General features: G+C 49.1%; 14 protein-coding genes. 11 read left to right on the forward strand and 3 right to left on the reverse strand.

Annotation, left to right across the window (positions count from 1 at the left end):
- Nucleotides 1-44: 44 nt before the first annotated feature.
- Together FZD51_RS04515 and FZD51_RS04520 are read right to left on the reverse strand one after the other, a co-directional pair.
- Nucleotides 45-587 carry a transcription repressor NadR gene (locus tag FZD51_RS04515; RefSeq protein ID WP_009796110.1) on the reverse strand — a complete coding sequence of 181 codons (543 nt, stop codon included), beginning with the start codon at nt 585-587 and terminating at the stop codon, nt 45-47.
- A 62-nt stretch (nt 588-649) separates the two neighbouring features.
- The gene (locus FZD51_RS04520; RefSeq protein ID WP_148973663.1) at nt 650-1,807 is read right to left on the reverse strand and encodes an IscS subfamily cysteine desulfurase; all 1,158 of its coding nucleotides are present in this window, start codon (nt 1,805-1,807) and stop codon (nt 650-652) included.
- Between the two features lie 104 nt (nt 1,808-1,911).
- Between FZD51_RS04520 and nadB the strand changes: the two genes are divergently transcribed.
- The 7 genes from nadB to FZD51_RS04555 all read left to right on the forward strand — a co-directional run bounded on the left by nadB (nt 1,912) and on the right by FZD51_RS04555 (nt 9,724).
- Nucleotides 1,912-3,498: an L-aspartate oxidase gene (gene nadB, locus FZD51_RS04525; RefSeq protein ID WP_148973664.1), complete on the forward strand. Its 1,587-nt coding sequence runs from the start codon at nt 1,912-1,914 to the stop codon at nt 3,496-3,498.
- Nucleotides 3,467-4,318 (forward strand): carboxylating nicotinate-nucleotide diphosphorylase, encoded by an 852-nt coding sequence (gene nadC, locus FZD51_RS04530; protein ID WP_148973665.1) that lies wholly within the window; start codon nt 3,467-3,469, stop codon nt 4,316-4,318. Before nadB ends, nadC begins: the two co-directional genes overlap by 32 nt.
- Nucleotides 4,315-5,421, forward strand: a complete 1,107-nt coding sequence (gene nadA, locus FZD51_RS04535; protein WP_148973666.1) for a quinolinate synthase NadA — start codon at nt 4,315-4,317, stop codon at nt 5,419-5,421. The genes nadC and nadA overlap by 4 nt, the downstream gene beginning before the upstream one ends.
- Nucleotides 5,422-5,748: 327 nt before the next feature.
- A complete protein-coding gene (gene safA, locus FZD51_RS04540; RefSeq protein ID WP_262380691.1) occupies nt 5,749-7,251 on the forward strand; it encodes a SafA/ExsA family spore coat assembly protein in 1,503 nt (500 codons plus the stop codon).
- Nucleotides 7,235-8,224 (forward strand): aminoglycoside phosphotransferase family protein, encoded by a 990-nt coding sequence (locus FZD51_RS04545; protein ID WP_262380692.1) that lies wholly within the window; start codon nt 7,235-7,237, stop codon nt 8,222-8,224. The genes safA and FZD51_RS04545 overlap by 17 nt, the downstream gene beginning before the upstream one ends.
- A gap of 87 nt (nt 8,225-8,311) precedes the next feature.
- On the forward strand, nt 8,312-8,929 hold the full coding sequence (locus FZD51_RS04550; RefSeq protein WP_148973667.1) for a YhcN/YlaJ family sporulation lipoprotein: 618 nt from the start codon (nt 8,312-8,314) through the stop codon (nt 8,927-8,929).
- Between the two features lie 270 nt (nt 8,930-9,199).
- On the forward strand, nt 9,200-9,724 hold the full coding sequence (locus FZD51_RS04555; protein WP_148973668.1) for an intercompartmental signaling factor BofC: 525 nt from the start codon (nt 9,200-9,202) through the stop codon (nt 9,722-9,724).
- Nucleotides 9,725-9,779: 55 nt separating this feature from the next.
- Here FZD51_RS04555 and FZD51_RS04560 read toward each other — a convergent pair whose 3' ends face one another.
- A complete protein-coding gene (locus FZD51_RS04560; RefSeq protein WP_148973669.1) occupies nt 9,780-10,298 on the reverse strand; it encodes an endonuclease in 519 nt (172 codons plus the stop codon).
- 133 nt (nt 10,299-10,431) lie between these two features.
- Here FZD51_RS04560 and ruvA point away from each other — a divergent pair, with 133 nt between their 5' ends.
- Genes ruvA through tgt form a run of 4 tightly spaced genes read left to right on the forward strand, consistent with a single transcriptional unit; the run spans nt 10,432 to nt 14,349 of the window.
- Nucleotides 10,432-11,043: a Holliday junction branch migration protein RuvA gene (gene ruvA / locus FZD51_RS04565; protein ID WP_148973670.1), complete on the forward strand. Its 612-nt coding sequence runs from the start codon at nt 10,432-10,434 to the stop codon at nt 11,041-11,043.
- A 51-nt stretch (nt 11,044-11,094) separates the two neighbouring features.
- On the forward strand, nt 11,095-12,096 hold the full coding sequence (ruvB, locus tag FZD51_RS04570; RefSeq protein WP_148973671.1) for a Holliday junction branch migration DNA helicase RuvB: 1,002 nt from the start codon (nt 11,095-11,097) through the stop codon (nt 12,094-12,096).
- Nucleotides 12,097-12,153: 57 nt separating this feature from the next.
- Nucleotides 12,154-13,182 (forward strand): tRNA preQ1(34) S-adenosylmethionine ribosyltransferase-isomerase QueA, encoded by a 1,029-nt coding sequence (gene queA / locus FZD51_RS04575; RefSeq protein ID WP_148973672.1) that lies wholly within the window; start codon nt 12,154-12,156, stop codon nt 13,180-13,182.
- A 27-nt stretch (nt 13,183-13,209) separates the two neighbouring features.
- Complete coding sequence (gene tgt, locus FZD51_RS04580) at nt 13,210-14,349, forward strand: tRNA guanosine(34) transglycosylase Tgt (RefSeq protein ID WP_148973673.1); 1,140 nt, start codon at nt 13,210-13,212, stop codon at nt 14,347-14,349.
- The last annotated feature ends 15 nt before the right edge of the window (nt 14,350-14,364 follow it).

The following is a 14,364-nucleotide window of genomic DNA, read 5'->3' on the forward strand; positions in this document are numbered from 1 at the left end:
TTTCTGTAGCCCGGCCTTTTGCCTGTTTAAGATGAATATCCGCTCTATGGAAGGTCAACGAGGAAAGCAGCTTCCGAAAGGGCCTGTTCTGCAGCATCCAGAATTGCCTCAGAAGGAGCGGTGATGGTATGGAGGTGAAAGCCTCCGGTAAGCTCTGAGAGGAAGGAAGCATTCGTTTTCCTGATTTTTTCCAAAAACTGTTTGACTTCCCGCCGGTTGGACACCATGATGGATGCTGTGAGGTCCCCATATACAGGATGCTCAATCTTCACATCCTTAACAGTTGCCCCGTGGTCTACAAGCAGATTCAGCTCCTCTTCTGTCTTGTCTGGAGAGTGGGAGCATGCGACCGTCCGTTCGAACAGCTGGGCGGGAGGGACCTGCTGAAGATAGAGGTATCCCTGGCTGGTGGCAATGATCGGCTCATTCTTTGCCTTAAGAAGCGTGATATCGCCGACGATGACCTGCCTGCTGACATTCGCTTTTCTGGCAAGCTCGCTCCCTGTGACTGGCTCCTGGCGGGATTTCAGGAGATCCAGCAGCATAGAGCGCCGTTCATCCCCCAGAACTTTTTTCTGTCCGTTCATACAAAACTCTCCTAACACCTTTTATAATGAACCATTTTAACACAGCATTTTCCTGAAAGCGATCAATCAGCGGCACGCTTATGCCGGCTGTAATTCCTGATGATGCCGGCAATTGTGCTGCCAAGTTCTCTGATTTCCTCAAAGGAAGAATCCCGCCCAAAGGAAATACGGATAAATTCCTTTGCTGCAGCATCTTCTATCCCCATCGCCTTCATGGTCTTGGAAGGAATCTGCATGCCTGTCTGGCAGGCGCTTCCTGTTGATATCGCAAATCCTCTCCGATTGCATTCGAGCATCACCCATTGTCCTTCAATCCCGCTGATCCCAAGACCGACCGTAGAGGCAAGCTGCTCCCCGGGAAAGCCGGAACCATATACCGTAATAGGGAGGTCCGCCTCTTTCAGCACGGCAAGAAATTCTTTCCTCTGCCTTTCAGCAAGCGCCGAAAAGTCAGCCAAGGAGCGGTATGCCTTGCCTGCGGCTTCTGTCATAGCCGCTATCCCTGGGACATTTACAGTGCCTGGCCTGAAACCATTCTCATGCGCACTGCCTGGATAATAAGGCTTCCAGGAAAGATCGGGTCTGATGTATACAGCTCCAACCCCTTTAGGTCCGCAAAATTTGTGGGCAGAAATTGAAAGGCTGTCGACATGTCCAAGAATGCCGGCCAGCTCTATTTTCCCAAAAGAATGGACCATATCGCTGTGCAGCAGAATTCCATTATTCCGGCAAAGAGCGCTTATTTCCATCATTGGCTGGATGGTCCCGATTTCGGAATTGCTGTGCTGGATGACAGCCAGCACTGTATCTTCCCTTATGGCAGCTTCAAAGTCGGAAATTCTGATTCTTCCTTTTTCATCAAAAGGCAGGAGAGTTATATCACAGCCTTCATCCTGAAGCCGCCTGAGTGTACTGTGGACAGAAGAATGCTCTGCCTTGCCTGCTATGATGTGCTTTCCTTTCTTTTCTGCAGCAGAAAGCAGTGCATGGATGGCAAGGAAATTCCCCTCGCTTCCCCCGCTTGTAAAAAAAATCCCTTCTTTATCGGCACCGAGCACGAGTGACAGCTGGGAACGGCAGCTTTCGAGAAGGGAAGCTGCCCGGCTGCCGGTGTCGTGCAGGCTGCCTGTATTGCCGAAATATTCCCCGGCCGCTTTCACAAATACATTTGCCGCATCCTGATCTAATGGAGACGTCGCAGCATAATCAAAATATTTCATCGTAAACCAGCTTCCAATCTATGAATATTAAAAATCACTTGTCATAAGTTTAAATCTATGTAAATATAGGTGTCAAGACACCTGTAAAACAGGAGGAAGAAAAAATGGCAAATCGCACCGATGTGATTATCATTGGAAGCGGTGTGGCGGCTTTGCAAATGGCAAAGGAGCTAAGCCGTGATATGAATGTGATTATTTTCACAAAATCTAAAGCGACAGATAGCAATTCTTATATGGCCCAGGGCGGCATAGCGGCAGCTCTTGGCAGCAAGGACAGCCCTTCTCTTCACTTGAAAGACACATTGGAAGCAGGCCGCTGGCATAATGACGAGAAGGCAGCAAGGCGTATGACAGAAGCCGCTCCCGGATTGATCAATGAACTGCTTGCATCCGGTTGTTCATTCGACAGAAGTACAGCCGGGGAGCTTCTCCTGGGAATGGAAGGGGCACACCGGGAAAAAAGGATTGTCCATGGAGGCGGCGATGCAACAGGAAAAAAGCTGATAGCGTTTTTACTGGCACAAACTACTGAAAAAACTTTGATCATTGAAGACTTTTTTGTCTATGATCTTCTGACAAATGATTCCGGCTGCTATGGGGTGAGAGGCATAGGGCAGGATGGGAAACAGGCTGATTTTTACGCAAATCACATTGTGCTGGCAACAGGGGGCTGCGGCCAGCTGTACAGTTATACCTCCAACGCCGCAGCTGTCACGGGGGACGGAATCGCCTTGGCATACAGGGCCGGGGCAGAGGTTGCAGATATGGAGTTTATTCAATTTCATCCAACATTATTGTCAATCGGCGGAAAAGGCGCAGGCCTGATCTCTGAAGCTGTGAGGGGAGAAGGGGCAAGGCTTGTCACAGCTGATGGACGCGCGATCATGGAGAACGTCCACCCTATGAAGGATCTGGCTCCGCGCCATATTGTGTCGCAAACCATTTTCGAGTATATAAATAGCGGAACTGACATTTTTCTTGATATTACCTCTATCGGGAATTTCGCTTCCCGGTTCCCGACAATAACGGAGATGTGCAGGGAAAACGGGATATCCCTGAAGCGGGGGCTTTTGCCGGTCATTCCCGGCAGCCACTTCCTGATGGGCGGAATCAGGACCGATCTGGAAGGCAGGACATCAGTCAGCGGCCTTTATGCCATAGGAGAGGCTGCCTGTACAGGTGTCCATGGGGCGAACCGGCTGGCGAGCAATTCTTTGCTCGAAGGACTTTATTTTGGAAGGCAGCTTGCCCGATATATCTTATCATGCCGGGTGCAGCGCAATGAGGCGGGATCCAGGAGCATAGAGACAGACGAATCCCGCCCTTTGCCATACCTGCCCGATATCGAGGAAATAAAAGAGCACATGATGATGAATGCCGGGATTGTCCGGACCGCCTCCGGCCTTCTTGCACAAAGGGAATGGCTGCAGGGATTTGGAGCGGAAAAGTGGGTCAGCGCTTCGCTTGAAGGATATCGCCGGGAGGATATGAAGGTTATCTTCATGCTGATTGCCTCATGGCTCATCACAGAAGCGGCCTTAAAAAGGACCGAAAGCCGCGGAGGGCATTTCCGCAGCGACTTTCCATTTGAGGATGACCAGAAATGGCTGAGAGTACAAATAATCCAGCAGAAAGATCAAAAAGAAGAGGATGGGGAAAATGAACAGATTAAAGCTGCGGCTGCTACTTGAACAATTTTTTCTTGAAGACATCGGGGACCGGGATGTTAGCAGTGAATTGATATTCGGGGAAGAAGAACTGGGGGAGATTGTATTTTTGGCAAAGGAAGATGGCATTTTCTGCGGAGCTGATATCCTTTTGACAGGCTTCCCTTTACTGGACAGCAGCATTGATATTGATTTAATCGCCAGGGACGGCGGGCAGATAAGAGCCGGCCAGACTCTTGCAAGGGTGAGCGGTCCGGTTCACAGCCTCTTGAAAGGGGAGCGTGTCATCCTGAATCTGCTGCAGCGGATGAGCGGGATTGCGACAAGGACAAATGAAGCCGTACAGTTAATGGCCGGAAGCCGCACGAGGGTCACGGATACAAGAAAAACGACCCCGGGCCTGAGGATGCTGGAGAAATATGCAGTCCGTACAGGCGGAGGCTTTAACCACCGGTATGGTTTGTATGATGCTGTCATGATCAAGGATAACCATATTTCCTTCGCAGGGGGCATTACAAACGCAGTCGAGGCGGTCAGGTCGAGACTTGGGCATATGGTGAAAATAGAGGTTGAAACAGAGACTAAAGAACAGGTGCTTGAGGCGGTCGAAGCGAAGGCGGATGTCATCATGTTTGATAACCGGTCTCCCAAAGAAATCCTCGAATGGCTGCCGCTCGTCCCGGAAGCTATCACAACAGAGGCATCAGGCGGGATTACGATGGAGACACTTGCCCTTTATGGGGAAACAAATGTTGATTATGTTTCGCTAGGTTTTCTCACGCATTCTGTCAAATCGCTGGATATCAGTGTAAAAGTCAAAATGCTTCAGGAGGTAAAAGGATGAATATTTTTGAGATAGCAGAGCAAGGGGCAAAGATGCTGCCGGAAAAATATAAAACAATGTCAGCGGAAGAGCTTGAGGAAAGGGTCCGGGCTGTAAAAAGCAGGCTTGGAAAGAAGCTCTTCATCCCCGGACATCATTATCAGAAAGATGAAGTCATCCAATTTGCCGACGCTACCGGAGATTCGCTGAAGCTTGCCCAGCTGTCTGCTGAGAATAAAGACGCAGAGCATATTGTCTTCTGCGGGGTCCATTTTATGGCTGAGACAGCGGATATCCTGACTACAGAAAGTCAGAAGGTCTATCTGCCTGATATGAGGGCTGGCTGTTCCATGGCTGATATGGCCGATATCCGCCAGACTGAGAAAGCGTGGAGCCGGCTGTCTGCCATGTTCGGCGATACAATGCTGCCCCTGACTTATGTAAATTCAACAGCCGTGATCAAAGCATTTGTAGGTGCACATGGAGGGGCCACCGTTACCTCGTCGAATGCAGAAGAAATGGTGGAGTGGGCGTTTACACAAAAAGAAAGGCTGCTTTTTCTGCCTGATCAGCATCTTGGGAGGAATACAGCCTTCAATCTAGCTGTCCCGCTTGACAGAATGGCCGTCTGGAATCCCATCTCTGAAATTCTTGAATACGAAGGCAATCTGGAGGAAGTAAAGGTTATCCTTTGGAAAGGGCACTGTTCTGTCCACGAAAACTTTACGTTGGCAAACATCGAGCAGGTCAGGGCAGACTATCCTGGCATGAAGATCATCGTGCATCCTGAATGCCGGAGAGAGGTAGTCGAACGATCTGACTTTGCCGGATCAACCAATTACATCATCCAGGCAATCGAAAAGTCTGCTCCGGGGACCCAGTGGGCGATCGGGACCGAAATGAATCTTGTGAACAGGATCATCCAATCCCATCCGGACAAAAAGATCATCTCCCTCAACCCGAATATGTGCCCCTGCCTGACCATGAACAGAATCGACCTTCCGCATTTGGTCTGGTCGCTTGAGATGGCGGCGGAAGGAAATGCCGTGAACAGGATCACAGTTTCGGAGCCCCATGCTTCCAATGCAAGGCTTGCCCTTGAGAGGATGCTTGCACGGTCCTGACCTTTTTTTTAAAATAGGCTGTATTAGTATACCTTGTTGATTTTGGGCTCATTCGTGTAAAACAATGTTTAACAAACCAAAAAGTAAAATAAATAAATATCTGAGCTTTTCAGCAGTCCCTCTTCTTCCTTGTTATATGGCAAGCCTGCCATTCATATCATTGAAGACGAAGGGACTGTTTTATTTTGTTTCTCAATTGATTATGGCACCGCTGCAAGGCTCGAGGCGCAAAGTTTATTGGAACCGCATAAGTTTTTTTGATAATGATTAGCAATTTGCCCATTCCGTCATACAATGTATGGACTTATGCATAGGAGGGATATCAGAGTGAAGATCCATATCGTACAGAAAGGGGATACTCTTTGGAAGATCGCCAAGAAGTACGGCGTGAACTTTGAAGAGCTGAAGATGATGAATTCGCAGCTCAGCAACCCTGATATGATTATGCCCGGGATGAAGATAAAAGTTCCTACAGCAGGGGGAAGTATAAAGAAAGAAGCCCCGATGGGAATGTCTCCTGAAGCAAAAATCAATATGGGCGCGAAGAAGGAAATGCCAAAAACAGAGCATCCTTTTGCAAAAGAAAAGCCAATGCAGGCTGTGGAAGCGCCGCAGCCAAAGAAAGAAGCACCAAAGCCGCAGGTGACGGCTCCAAAGATGGAACAGCCGAAAGCACCTTTTGTTCCAAAAATGCCGCAGCCGATCATTCCGGATATTGATATCAACAATTACTATATGATGAACATGCCTGCCCCTAAACCGCAGCCAAAACCAAAGGCCATGCCGAAACAGGAATACAAGCCGAAGCCGATGGAAGAGCCGGCAGCCCAGATGCCGATCACCATGCCAAAGCAGCAGCCGCAGCTGCCGCCGAAGCCAATGAATATCCTTCCCGGCATTAAACCGGCTGGTGAAGAAAGCCCTGAGATGGAAAGTCCAGAAACAGCGCAGTTGCCGCTGCAAGGAGGTTATAAACAGCCTATGTACCCTTATCAGCCAAACTATTATCAAGGATCTCCGGTGAACCCGGGGCATGGTTATCAGCAGCCTGGCCATTATCCTCAGGTTCAGGGGGCTTCCATGCCATACCAGCAGCAGATGCCATACGGCATGATGCCTGGAATGGAAGGTGCCGGCCAGATGCAGCACCATTATGAAGAATCTTCATCTTTTATGCCTATGGCAAACACAAATCCGATGTATGCCCAGCATTCAGGTGTAATGGGAATGTCAGATCATCAGCAGCAGCTTCCATTATCGCCTATGTCCCAGCAGCAGCTTCCGCTCCAGCCGACCCAGACCATGCCTGCCATGCAGCAGCAGTATCCATATCCTCCATACCCAGCCTGCCTTCACCCGGTTTCACCGGTAATGCCTGGCCCTGGCTACGGTGCCTGTGAACCGGGGATGCCATTCGGATATCCTCAGCAGCCTATGGTACAGGGAGCGATGGAGGGATATGAGTCTCCTTCTATGGCCCAGATGCCATTAATGCCTTCGCAAAGCCAAATGCCGCTCATGCCTTCTGAAGCCCAGATGCCGCTCATGCCTCAGCAGGGCGTCCAGGGGATGTCTGATGACTGCGGATGCGGCTCAGGCCAGCCGCAGATGATGCCGGGCATGCACCATGGTATGCAGCCAGGAATGCATCATATGGGGATGGGCATGCCGCAAATGGGCTATGGAGCCCCATACCAGCCTCAGTATGGACAGCAGATGGGCTTCGGCCAATCGCCATACATGGGCCAGCCGCAGGGATATGGCCCGATGGGCGGCCAGGCATTCGGAATGCCGCGCTTTGACGATGAAAGCTATGAATTTAATGGTTAAAAGCTGGGGAGACGATTCTTATTGCAATCGTCTCCTCTCCTATTTGCGCCAAATCCTCCCTTTTCCCGTTAAAGAACTCTCACCGGTCAGAAACAATGTCATGCTGATTGATACAGGGCAGGACATGTATGTGGTGAAAGGGTATTCCTCTTATCAGCAGCTTAAAATCCAGGAGGCCTTCACCTCTTCCCTCAAAAAAGAAGGTTTTGATTCTGCCTGCAGCTTTGAAACAGTGTCTTCCGTCCAGCCGCTTTATGATGGGAAGTACTACTATGGAGTCATGAAATACATTGTCCCGGGTGACTCTTTTTCTTATCATCATGAAGCTGACCGCATCGCCGGACTTGAACTGTTGAGCCGGTACCATCAAACAGCAGCGAAGGTGGCCGGACGCTATGAGCGTGTCCTGCCGCGTTTCAGGCAGATTGAAAAATGGCGTGAAAGGGCAGCGCTCTTTTTGAATAATCAGCCAGTGGTTAAATTTTTCGTCCAGAAAGAAATGATTGAAGAGATGATGAGCTGGGCGGACTGGTCCCTGAAAGGCATGGAGCGGGAAAAGGCATTTTTCGAAGCTGAAAATGAAACAGTCCTTCATGGAGATGTGGCCTACCATAATTTTCTAAGGGATGAAACCGGTAAAGTCCATCTGATCGACTTTGATTTGATCAGCATCGGCGCAGTATGCATGGACTACCTTCAATATGCCAACCGGATCCTGCCGTTTATTGGCTGGTCTGCCGATGCGCTGGAGGAGTATGATGTTTTGTCTCCGTATCTCAGCAAAAAGGGATTTATTTATGCCCTGGCGTTTCCCTCCGACATTTTCCGGGAATGGAACAGATTAGTCAGAGAAAGGACGTACAACGATCCTTATAAAACAAGGCTGCTGCTCGATATGACTGCAGGGCAGTTTACCGAAAGGAAGGCTTTTATCAAAGAGCTGATGGAGCTTGCGCAAGACCTGCCTGATTAGCTGGACAAAACTTTCAGGATGAAATCAAACCTTCGCCGGAAAGCTATTAAGGAGCACAGCTCAAAATTGGCGAAGGGGGTCAGCCGCTTGAACCAGAAATTTATGGCAGTACCATTTGCAGCATTATTAAGCCTTGGCCTGGCAGGCTGCGCTATGGGAGGAAACGGCGGAGATACAGCTTCTGAATCAGGTCACCGCACAGAGTCGCTTGGAGCAGGCATTGACCGGGATAAAAATCCGTCCAGTCCGCTTTCAGCGTATGACAAGAATTTTTATCAGCATGATAATCGCTTCAGCCACAGTGATGCCAATTACCACGGGCATCTTGATGATAATACAAGGGAAGCAAGAAGGTCTTATTATACGGCGTACGAAGGGCAGCTTGCGGAAAAGATAGGCGATGAAACGGCAGCCGTCAGCAATGTGGAAGACGTCCGTTCTGTCGTTTACGGAAGCGATGTCCTGATTGCTGTCGATCTGACCGACTACAGCAGGGAAGAGGAGACAAAGCAGGACATACAGCAGGCTGTGTCCCCTTATCTGCGGGGAAGATCATGTACAGTGGTTGCAGATGAAGGCACCTTCAGCCGCATCCGCAATATAGACAATGACCTGCGGGATGGGGGGCCAAGAGAGCAGATTGACCTGGACATCAAGGATATGTTCCATTCGCTCAGGCACAGGCTCAATGATGATGGCCGCTGATTCTTGAAAAAGCAGAGCTGCGGCTTTGCTTTTTCTTTACATAAATAAAGATAAAAGGGAGGACAAGGAGTTGAAAAAAGAGAATAAGCAGGAAAAAATTCTGGTTGTCATATTATTTACCGTTGCTTTCCTTTTAATGTTATCCATGCTGAGGAGGCTGTTTTTCTAAAATTGAAGCTCCTATTATCCCTAAAAAAAATTGGCATATTTAATGTGAAGCTGGAAACAATAAAAATAAAGTTTTGGAAACCAAACCAGGGGTGATCTGTTATGAGAACCAATCCAATCCGGCTGCTTGCCTCATTTCTCCTGATAGCTGTATGGTTTGCTGTAATTGCAGGTAAGGAAACAGGAATCCCGGTGCGGGCATCTGAAAGCGGCCCGCTCGAGCTCTCAGTCATACTGGAGAGAGTGTATCTCGACGGAGAAATGAGCGAAGAAGAAATTCAGGAAACCGTCTGGTCCCTGGAAGATTTCTGGTCCAAGTATGACGAATGGCAGCTGGTTGAAATGGATGAAGGCCAAATGGTTTTCCGCCAGCAGGTGGACGACATTTCACCTTTATTAAAATCGAACGGCTATTTTGGATTGACGGATGAAGGCATCTTGACCATCTATAACGGCAGGCCGGACAAAAGCCGAATCATCCAGTCTTTTTTTCAGATTGATATAAGGAAGCTTGAAAGCAAGAAAAGGGAACAGCTTGAAAAGGGCATCCCAATCATGACGAAGAACAGATATGTGGAGGTGCTGGAGGCCTTCCAGTCTTATTCAAAAAACGGAAGCGGCCAGTAGCATAAGCAGAATGGAAATAAAAAAGCCCTGGTCCAATTGGCCAGGGCCCGCTTCATTACTTTTTATAGCCTGTTACTACATAATTTTCGTCTTTCATTTCAACTGTATAAGCTGCATTTTCGGCAGTTGTCACAGTGGCTTTGTCTGCATCGCCCTCGATCTTCACATCGTCCTGAGTTGTATCAAGGATTGATGGGCTGAAGAATGGCTCAGTGTTCACAATCATTTTGCCATCTTCAGATTTCTGGTCTGTAGCATAGTGCGCATACATTTTTTTTGCCAGATCTTCACTGTAGTATTTTGAAAGGAATGCGGCTGCAGAGCTTTCATCTGCAAAGCTTGAGTTGATGACGATCGTTTCTTCGTCAGCAGCGGTTTCTTTGTTGAATACTTCGTTTACCTTCAGCTCTGCAATGCGGACGCTATTATAGATCTTTGATTTAGCAGCATCATTCAGTTCAGCTGTCTTTTCTTCAGCAGCTTTTTCCTCTTTACCCTCATCTTCATTTGAAGAGCAGCCTGCAACGGCAAATAATAGTGTGAAAATTGCTAAAAGAGATAATAGTTTCTTCAATTCGGTGACCCCCAGTCATTTTTTAAAACCTCTCCCATTATATAGAAATAACCCTGAAAATTGCAACTTTTTTCTTCGGCAAATCTTTGTAGTATGATAGAATGAGGTACAGAAAATTTGGGGAGCGAGACATTTGTTTGAATATATAAAAGGCACGGTCGAATTTATCGGCCCTGAATATATAGTGGTTGAAAATAATGGATTAGGCTATCAGATCAGCACACCCAACCCATTCAGCTATTCAAATAAGCAGGGAGGGGAAATCCAGATTTTCACCTATCATTATGTAAGGGAAGATATTTTCGCCCTATACGGCTTCCATACCCGTGAGGAAAAAATGCTGTTTACAAAGCTTCTGAACGTTTCCGGCATCGGGCCAAAAGGAGCCCTTGCGATTCTTGCATCCGGAGAGCCGGCTCAGGTCGTCCAGGCGATTGAGAATGAAGATGAAGCGTTCCTGGTCAAATTCCCGGGAGTGGGCAAAAAGACGGCGCGCCAGATGATACTCGATCTGAAAGGCAAGCTTCAGGATGCGATTCCGGACTTCTTTCCCAATCTGTTCAATCCTGATGCGGCCAGGCCTGCTGCTACAGGAAGCGCAGCTCTTCTTGAGGAGGCCATCCTGGCACTCAGGGCTCTTGGCTATTCGGAAAAAGAGGTCAAGCGCATCAAACCGGCATTGGAAAAAGAGAAGCTTACAACAGATGAATATATTAAAAAAGGCTTGCAGCTGCTGCTTAAGTAGGACGGAAGTCTCCTTTTGCAGCGCCCGGCAGCCAAGGGGTGAATACAGCTTATGGAAGATCGGATCATTTCCGGAGAAGCGGACCTTCAGGATGTCTCCTTTGAGCAGAGCCTGAGGCCGCAGACACTTAGGCAATATATCGGACAGGATAAAGTGAAGGAAAACCTGGAGGTCTTCATCCAGGCTGCCCGGATCCGCGGGGAGACTTTGGACCATGTCCTGCTTTACGGCCCCCCGGGACTCGGAAAAACGACGCTGGCCAGCATCATAGCCAATGAGATGGGGGTCAATCTCAGGACAACCGCCGGTCCCGCCATTGAAAGGCCTGGGGATCTGGCAGCCATACTGACTGCGCTGGAGCCGGGGGATGTCCTCTTCATTGATGAGATACACCGGCTGCCGCGTTCGATAGAAGAGGTGCTGTATCCGGCGATGGAGGATTTCTGCCTTGATATCGTCATCGGCAAAGGCCCGAGTGCGCGGTCTGTGAGGCTCGACCTCCCGCCATTCACGCTGGTGGGTGCTACGACAAGGGCGGGTTCAGTATCAGCGCCGCTCAGAGACAGATTTGGTGTCCTCTGCCGCCTTGAGTATTATAATGAGAGCCAGCTCAAAAATATTGTTTCAAGGACGGCTGATGTCCTTGAAACAGGCATTGACGATCAGGCAGCTTCTGAAATTGCAAGGAGATCCCGGGGGACGCCGCGGATCGCCAACCGCCTCCTTAGGCGGGTAAGGGACTTTGCACAGGTCAAGGGCGACGGCAGCATTGATGCAGTCCTTGCCCATGATTCTCTCGAGCTTCTGCAGGTCGACCGTTTAGGCCTTGATCATATTGACCATAAATTATTAAGAGGAATCATAGAGAAATTCCGCGGCGGACCTGTCGGGCTTGAGACGATAGCCGCTACAATCGGGGAAGAATCCCATACAATCGAAGATGTATATGAACCGTACCTGCTTCAGATCGGCTTTTTGCAAAGGACTCCAAGGGGGAGGATAGTGACGCACCTTGTCTACCATCACCTTAACCTTGAGCTGCCCGGGGAATGAAGCTGACTATTTTGAGACAATTAAAACGGTTTAAAAAAACAGATAGGGTGAAACACCATGAAAGTAGAAATGTTTGATTTCCATTTGCCTGAGGAGCTGATTGCCCAGACTCCTCTAGAAGATAGAACGAGCAGCCGGCTGATGGTGCTCGACAAGGAAGATGGAGCATTGCAGCATGAATCATTTAAAAATCTGCCCGAATATTTGAATCCGGGCGACTGCCTTGTGCTCAATGATACAAGAGTGCTGCCTGCCAGGCTGTTCGGCGCCAAGGAAGGGACCGGCGCCAAAATTGAAGTCCTGCTGCTGAAGCAGCAGGAAGGCGATGTGTGGGAAACGCTCATTAAACCGGCAAAAAGAGTCAAGGAAGGAACAAGGATTGAATTCGGGGACGGCCTTCTGTCAGCAGTCTGCACAGGAACAGAAGAGCAGGGAGGAAGGCTGCTGAAATTCGACTATGAAGGCATTTTTTATGAAGTGCTGGAACAGCTTGGAGAGATGCCCCTGCCGCCTTATATCAAAGAGCAGCTCGATGACCGCGAACGGTATCAGACTGTGTATGCCAAAGAAAGGGGATCGGCTGCCGCCCCGACCGCCGGGCTTCATTTTACTGAAGAACTGCTGGATGAAATCAGGGAAAAAGGTGTGCATATCGCCTTTATTACCCTGCATGTAGGGCTTGGGACCTTCAGGCCGGTCAGTGTCGAGGATATCCAGGAGCATAGTATGCATGCCGAGTACTATCAGGTCACGGAAGGGACTGCAAGGCTTTTGAATGAGGTCAGGGAAAATGGAGGCAGGATCATTACTGTAGGCACCACTTCAACACGCACACTTGAAACGATTGCAGACGCCAATGAAGGCAGGTTCGAGCCTGGAAGCGGATGGACAAGCATTTTCATCTACCCTGGCTATGAGTTCAAGGCAATTGACGGGATGGTTACCAATTTCCATCTGCCCAAATCGACGCTGATCATGCTGATCAGTGCACTGGCAGGACGGGAAAATGTGCTGAACGCCTATAATGAAGCAGTGAAGGAACGCTACCGTTTTTTCAGCTTTGGAGATGCCATGCTGATCATCTAGCATGGAAACGGAAGGAGAACGACTAACTTGACAGCAATACGGTATGAATTGATTAAAACATGCAAACAGACAGGAGCGCGGCTCGGCCGGGTGCACACCCCGCACGGATCATTTGAAACGCCTGTCTTTATGCCAGTGGGAACACTGGCCACAGTTAAGACAATGTCGCCGGAGGAAGTGGCAGGCATGGGTGCCGGGATCATCCTCAGCAACACTTATCACCTTTGGCTTCGCCCGGGGCATGATATTATCAAGGAAGCAGGCGGCCTCCATAAATTCATGAATTGGAACGGCAGCATCCTTACAGACAGCGGGGGCTTCCAGGTATTCAGCCTCAGCCATTTCAGGAAGATTGAAGAAGAAGGAGTCCACTTCCGGAACCATCTGAACGGAGATAAACTGTTCCTCTCACCGGAAAAAGCGATGGAAATCCAGAACGCACTTGGCTCTGACATTATGATGGCTTTTGATGAATGCCCTCCTTATCCGGCTACATATGAGTATATGAAGAAATCAGTTGAGCGGACATCGCGCTGGGCTGAGCGCTGCCTGAATGCCCATGAACGCCCGAATGACCAGGGCCTCTTTGGGATTGTCCAGGGCGGAGAATACGAAGAATTAAGGAAGCAGAGTGCCCGTGACCTTGTGTCTCTGGATTTCCCTGGCTATGCAGTGGGCGGACTCTCTGTCGGCGAGCCGAAGGATGTCATGAACAGGGCGCTGGAATTTACGACGCCGCTTCTTCCTGCTGATAAGCCTCGCTATCTGATGGGGGTAGGATCTCCGGATTCCCTGATTGATGGCAGCATCAGGGGCATCGACATGTTTGACTGTGTCCTTCCGACGCGGATTGCCCGCAACGGGACACTGATGACCAGCAACGGGCGCCTTGTCGTTAAAAATGCCAAATTTGCGCGTGATTTTGGCCCAATCGATGAAAATTGCGACTGCTATACATGCCGTAATTACAGCAGAGCCTATATACGCCACCTGATTAAATCTGACGAAACATTCGGCATACGACTTACAACTTACCATAACCTATATTTTCTGGTAAACTTAATGGAACAGGTTAGACAAGCAATCCGCGAAGATCGCCTGGGTGATTTTAGAGAAGAATTTTTCGAACGTTACGGTTTCAATAAACCGGATGCGAAAAATTTCTGATACATGAAAGGGGTG

The organism is Bacillus infantis (genome assembly GCF_008180445.1).
Classification (GTDB): Bacteria; Bacillota; Bacilli; order Bacillales; family Cytobacillaceae; genus Bacillus_AB; species Bacillus_AB infantis_B.

Bases quoted from the DNA above. Each gene is read 5' to 3' on its own strand.
- FZD51_RS04515 (WP_009796110.1), bottom strand. From the start codon at position 587: ATGAACGGACAGAAAAAAGTTCTGGGGGATGAACGGCGCTCTATGCTG.
- FZD51_RS04520 (WP_148973663.1), bottom strand. From the start codon at position 1,807: ATGAAATATTTTGATTATGCTGCGACGTCTCCATTAGATCAGGATGCG.
- nadB (WP_148973664.1), top strand. From the start codon at position 1,912: ATGGCAAATCGCACCGATGTGATTATCATTGGAAGCGGTGTGGCGGCT.
- nadC (WP_148973665.1), top strand. From the start codon at position 3,467: ATGAACAGATTAAAGCTGCGGCTGCTACTTGAACAATTTTTTCTTGAA.
- nadA (WP_148973666.1), top strand. From the start codon at position 4,315: ATGAATATTTTTGAGATAGCAGAGCAAGGGGCAAAGATGCTGCCGGAA.
- FZD51_RS04545 (WP_262380692.1), top strand. From the start codon at position 7,235: ATGAATTTAATGGTTAAAAGCTGGGGAGACGATTCTTATTGCAATCGT.
- FZD51_RS04555 (WP_148973668.1), top strand. From the start codon at position 9,200: ATGAGAACCAATCCAATCCGGCTGCTTGCCTCATTTCTCCTGATAGCT.
- ruvB (WP_148973671.1), top strand. From the start codon at position 11,095: ATGGAAGATCGGATCATTTCCGGAGAAGCGGACCTTCAGGATGTCTCC.
- queA (WP_148973672.1), top strand. From the start codon at position 12,154: ATGAAAGTAGAAATGTTTGATTTCCATTTGCCTGAGGAGCTGATTGCC.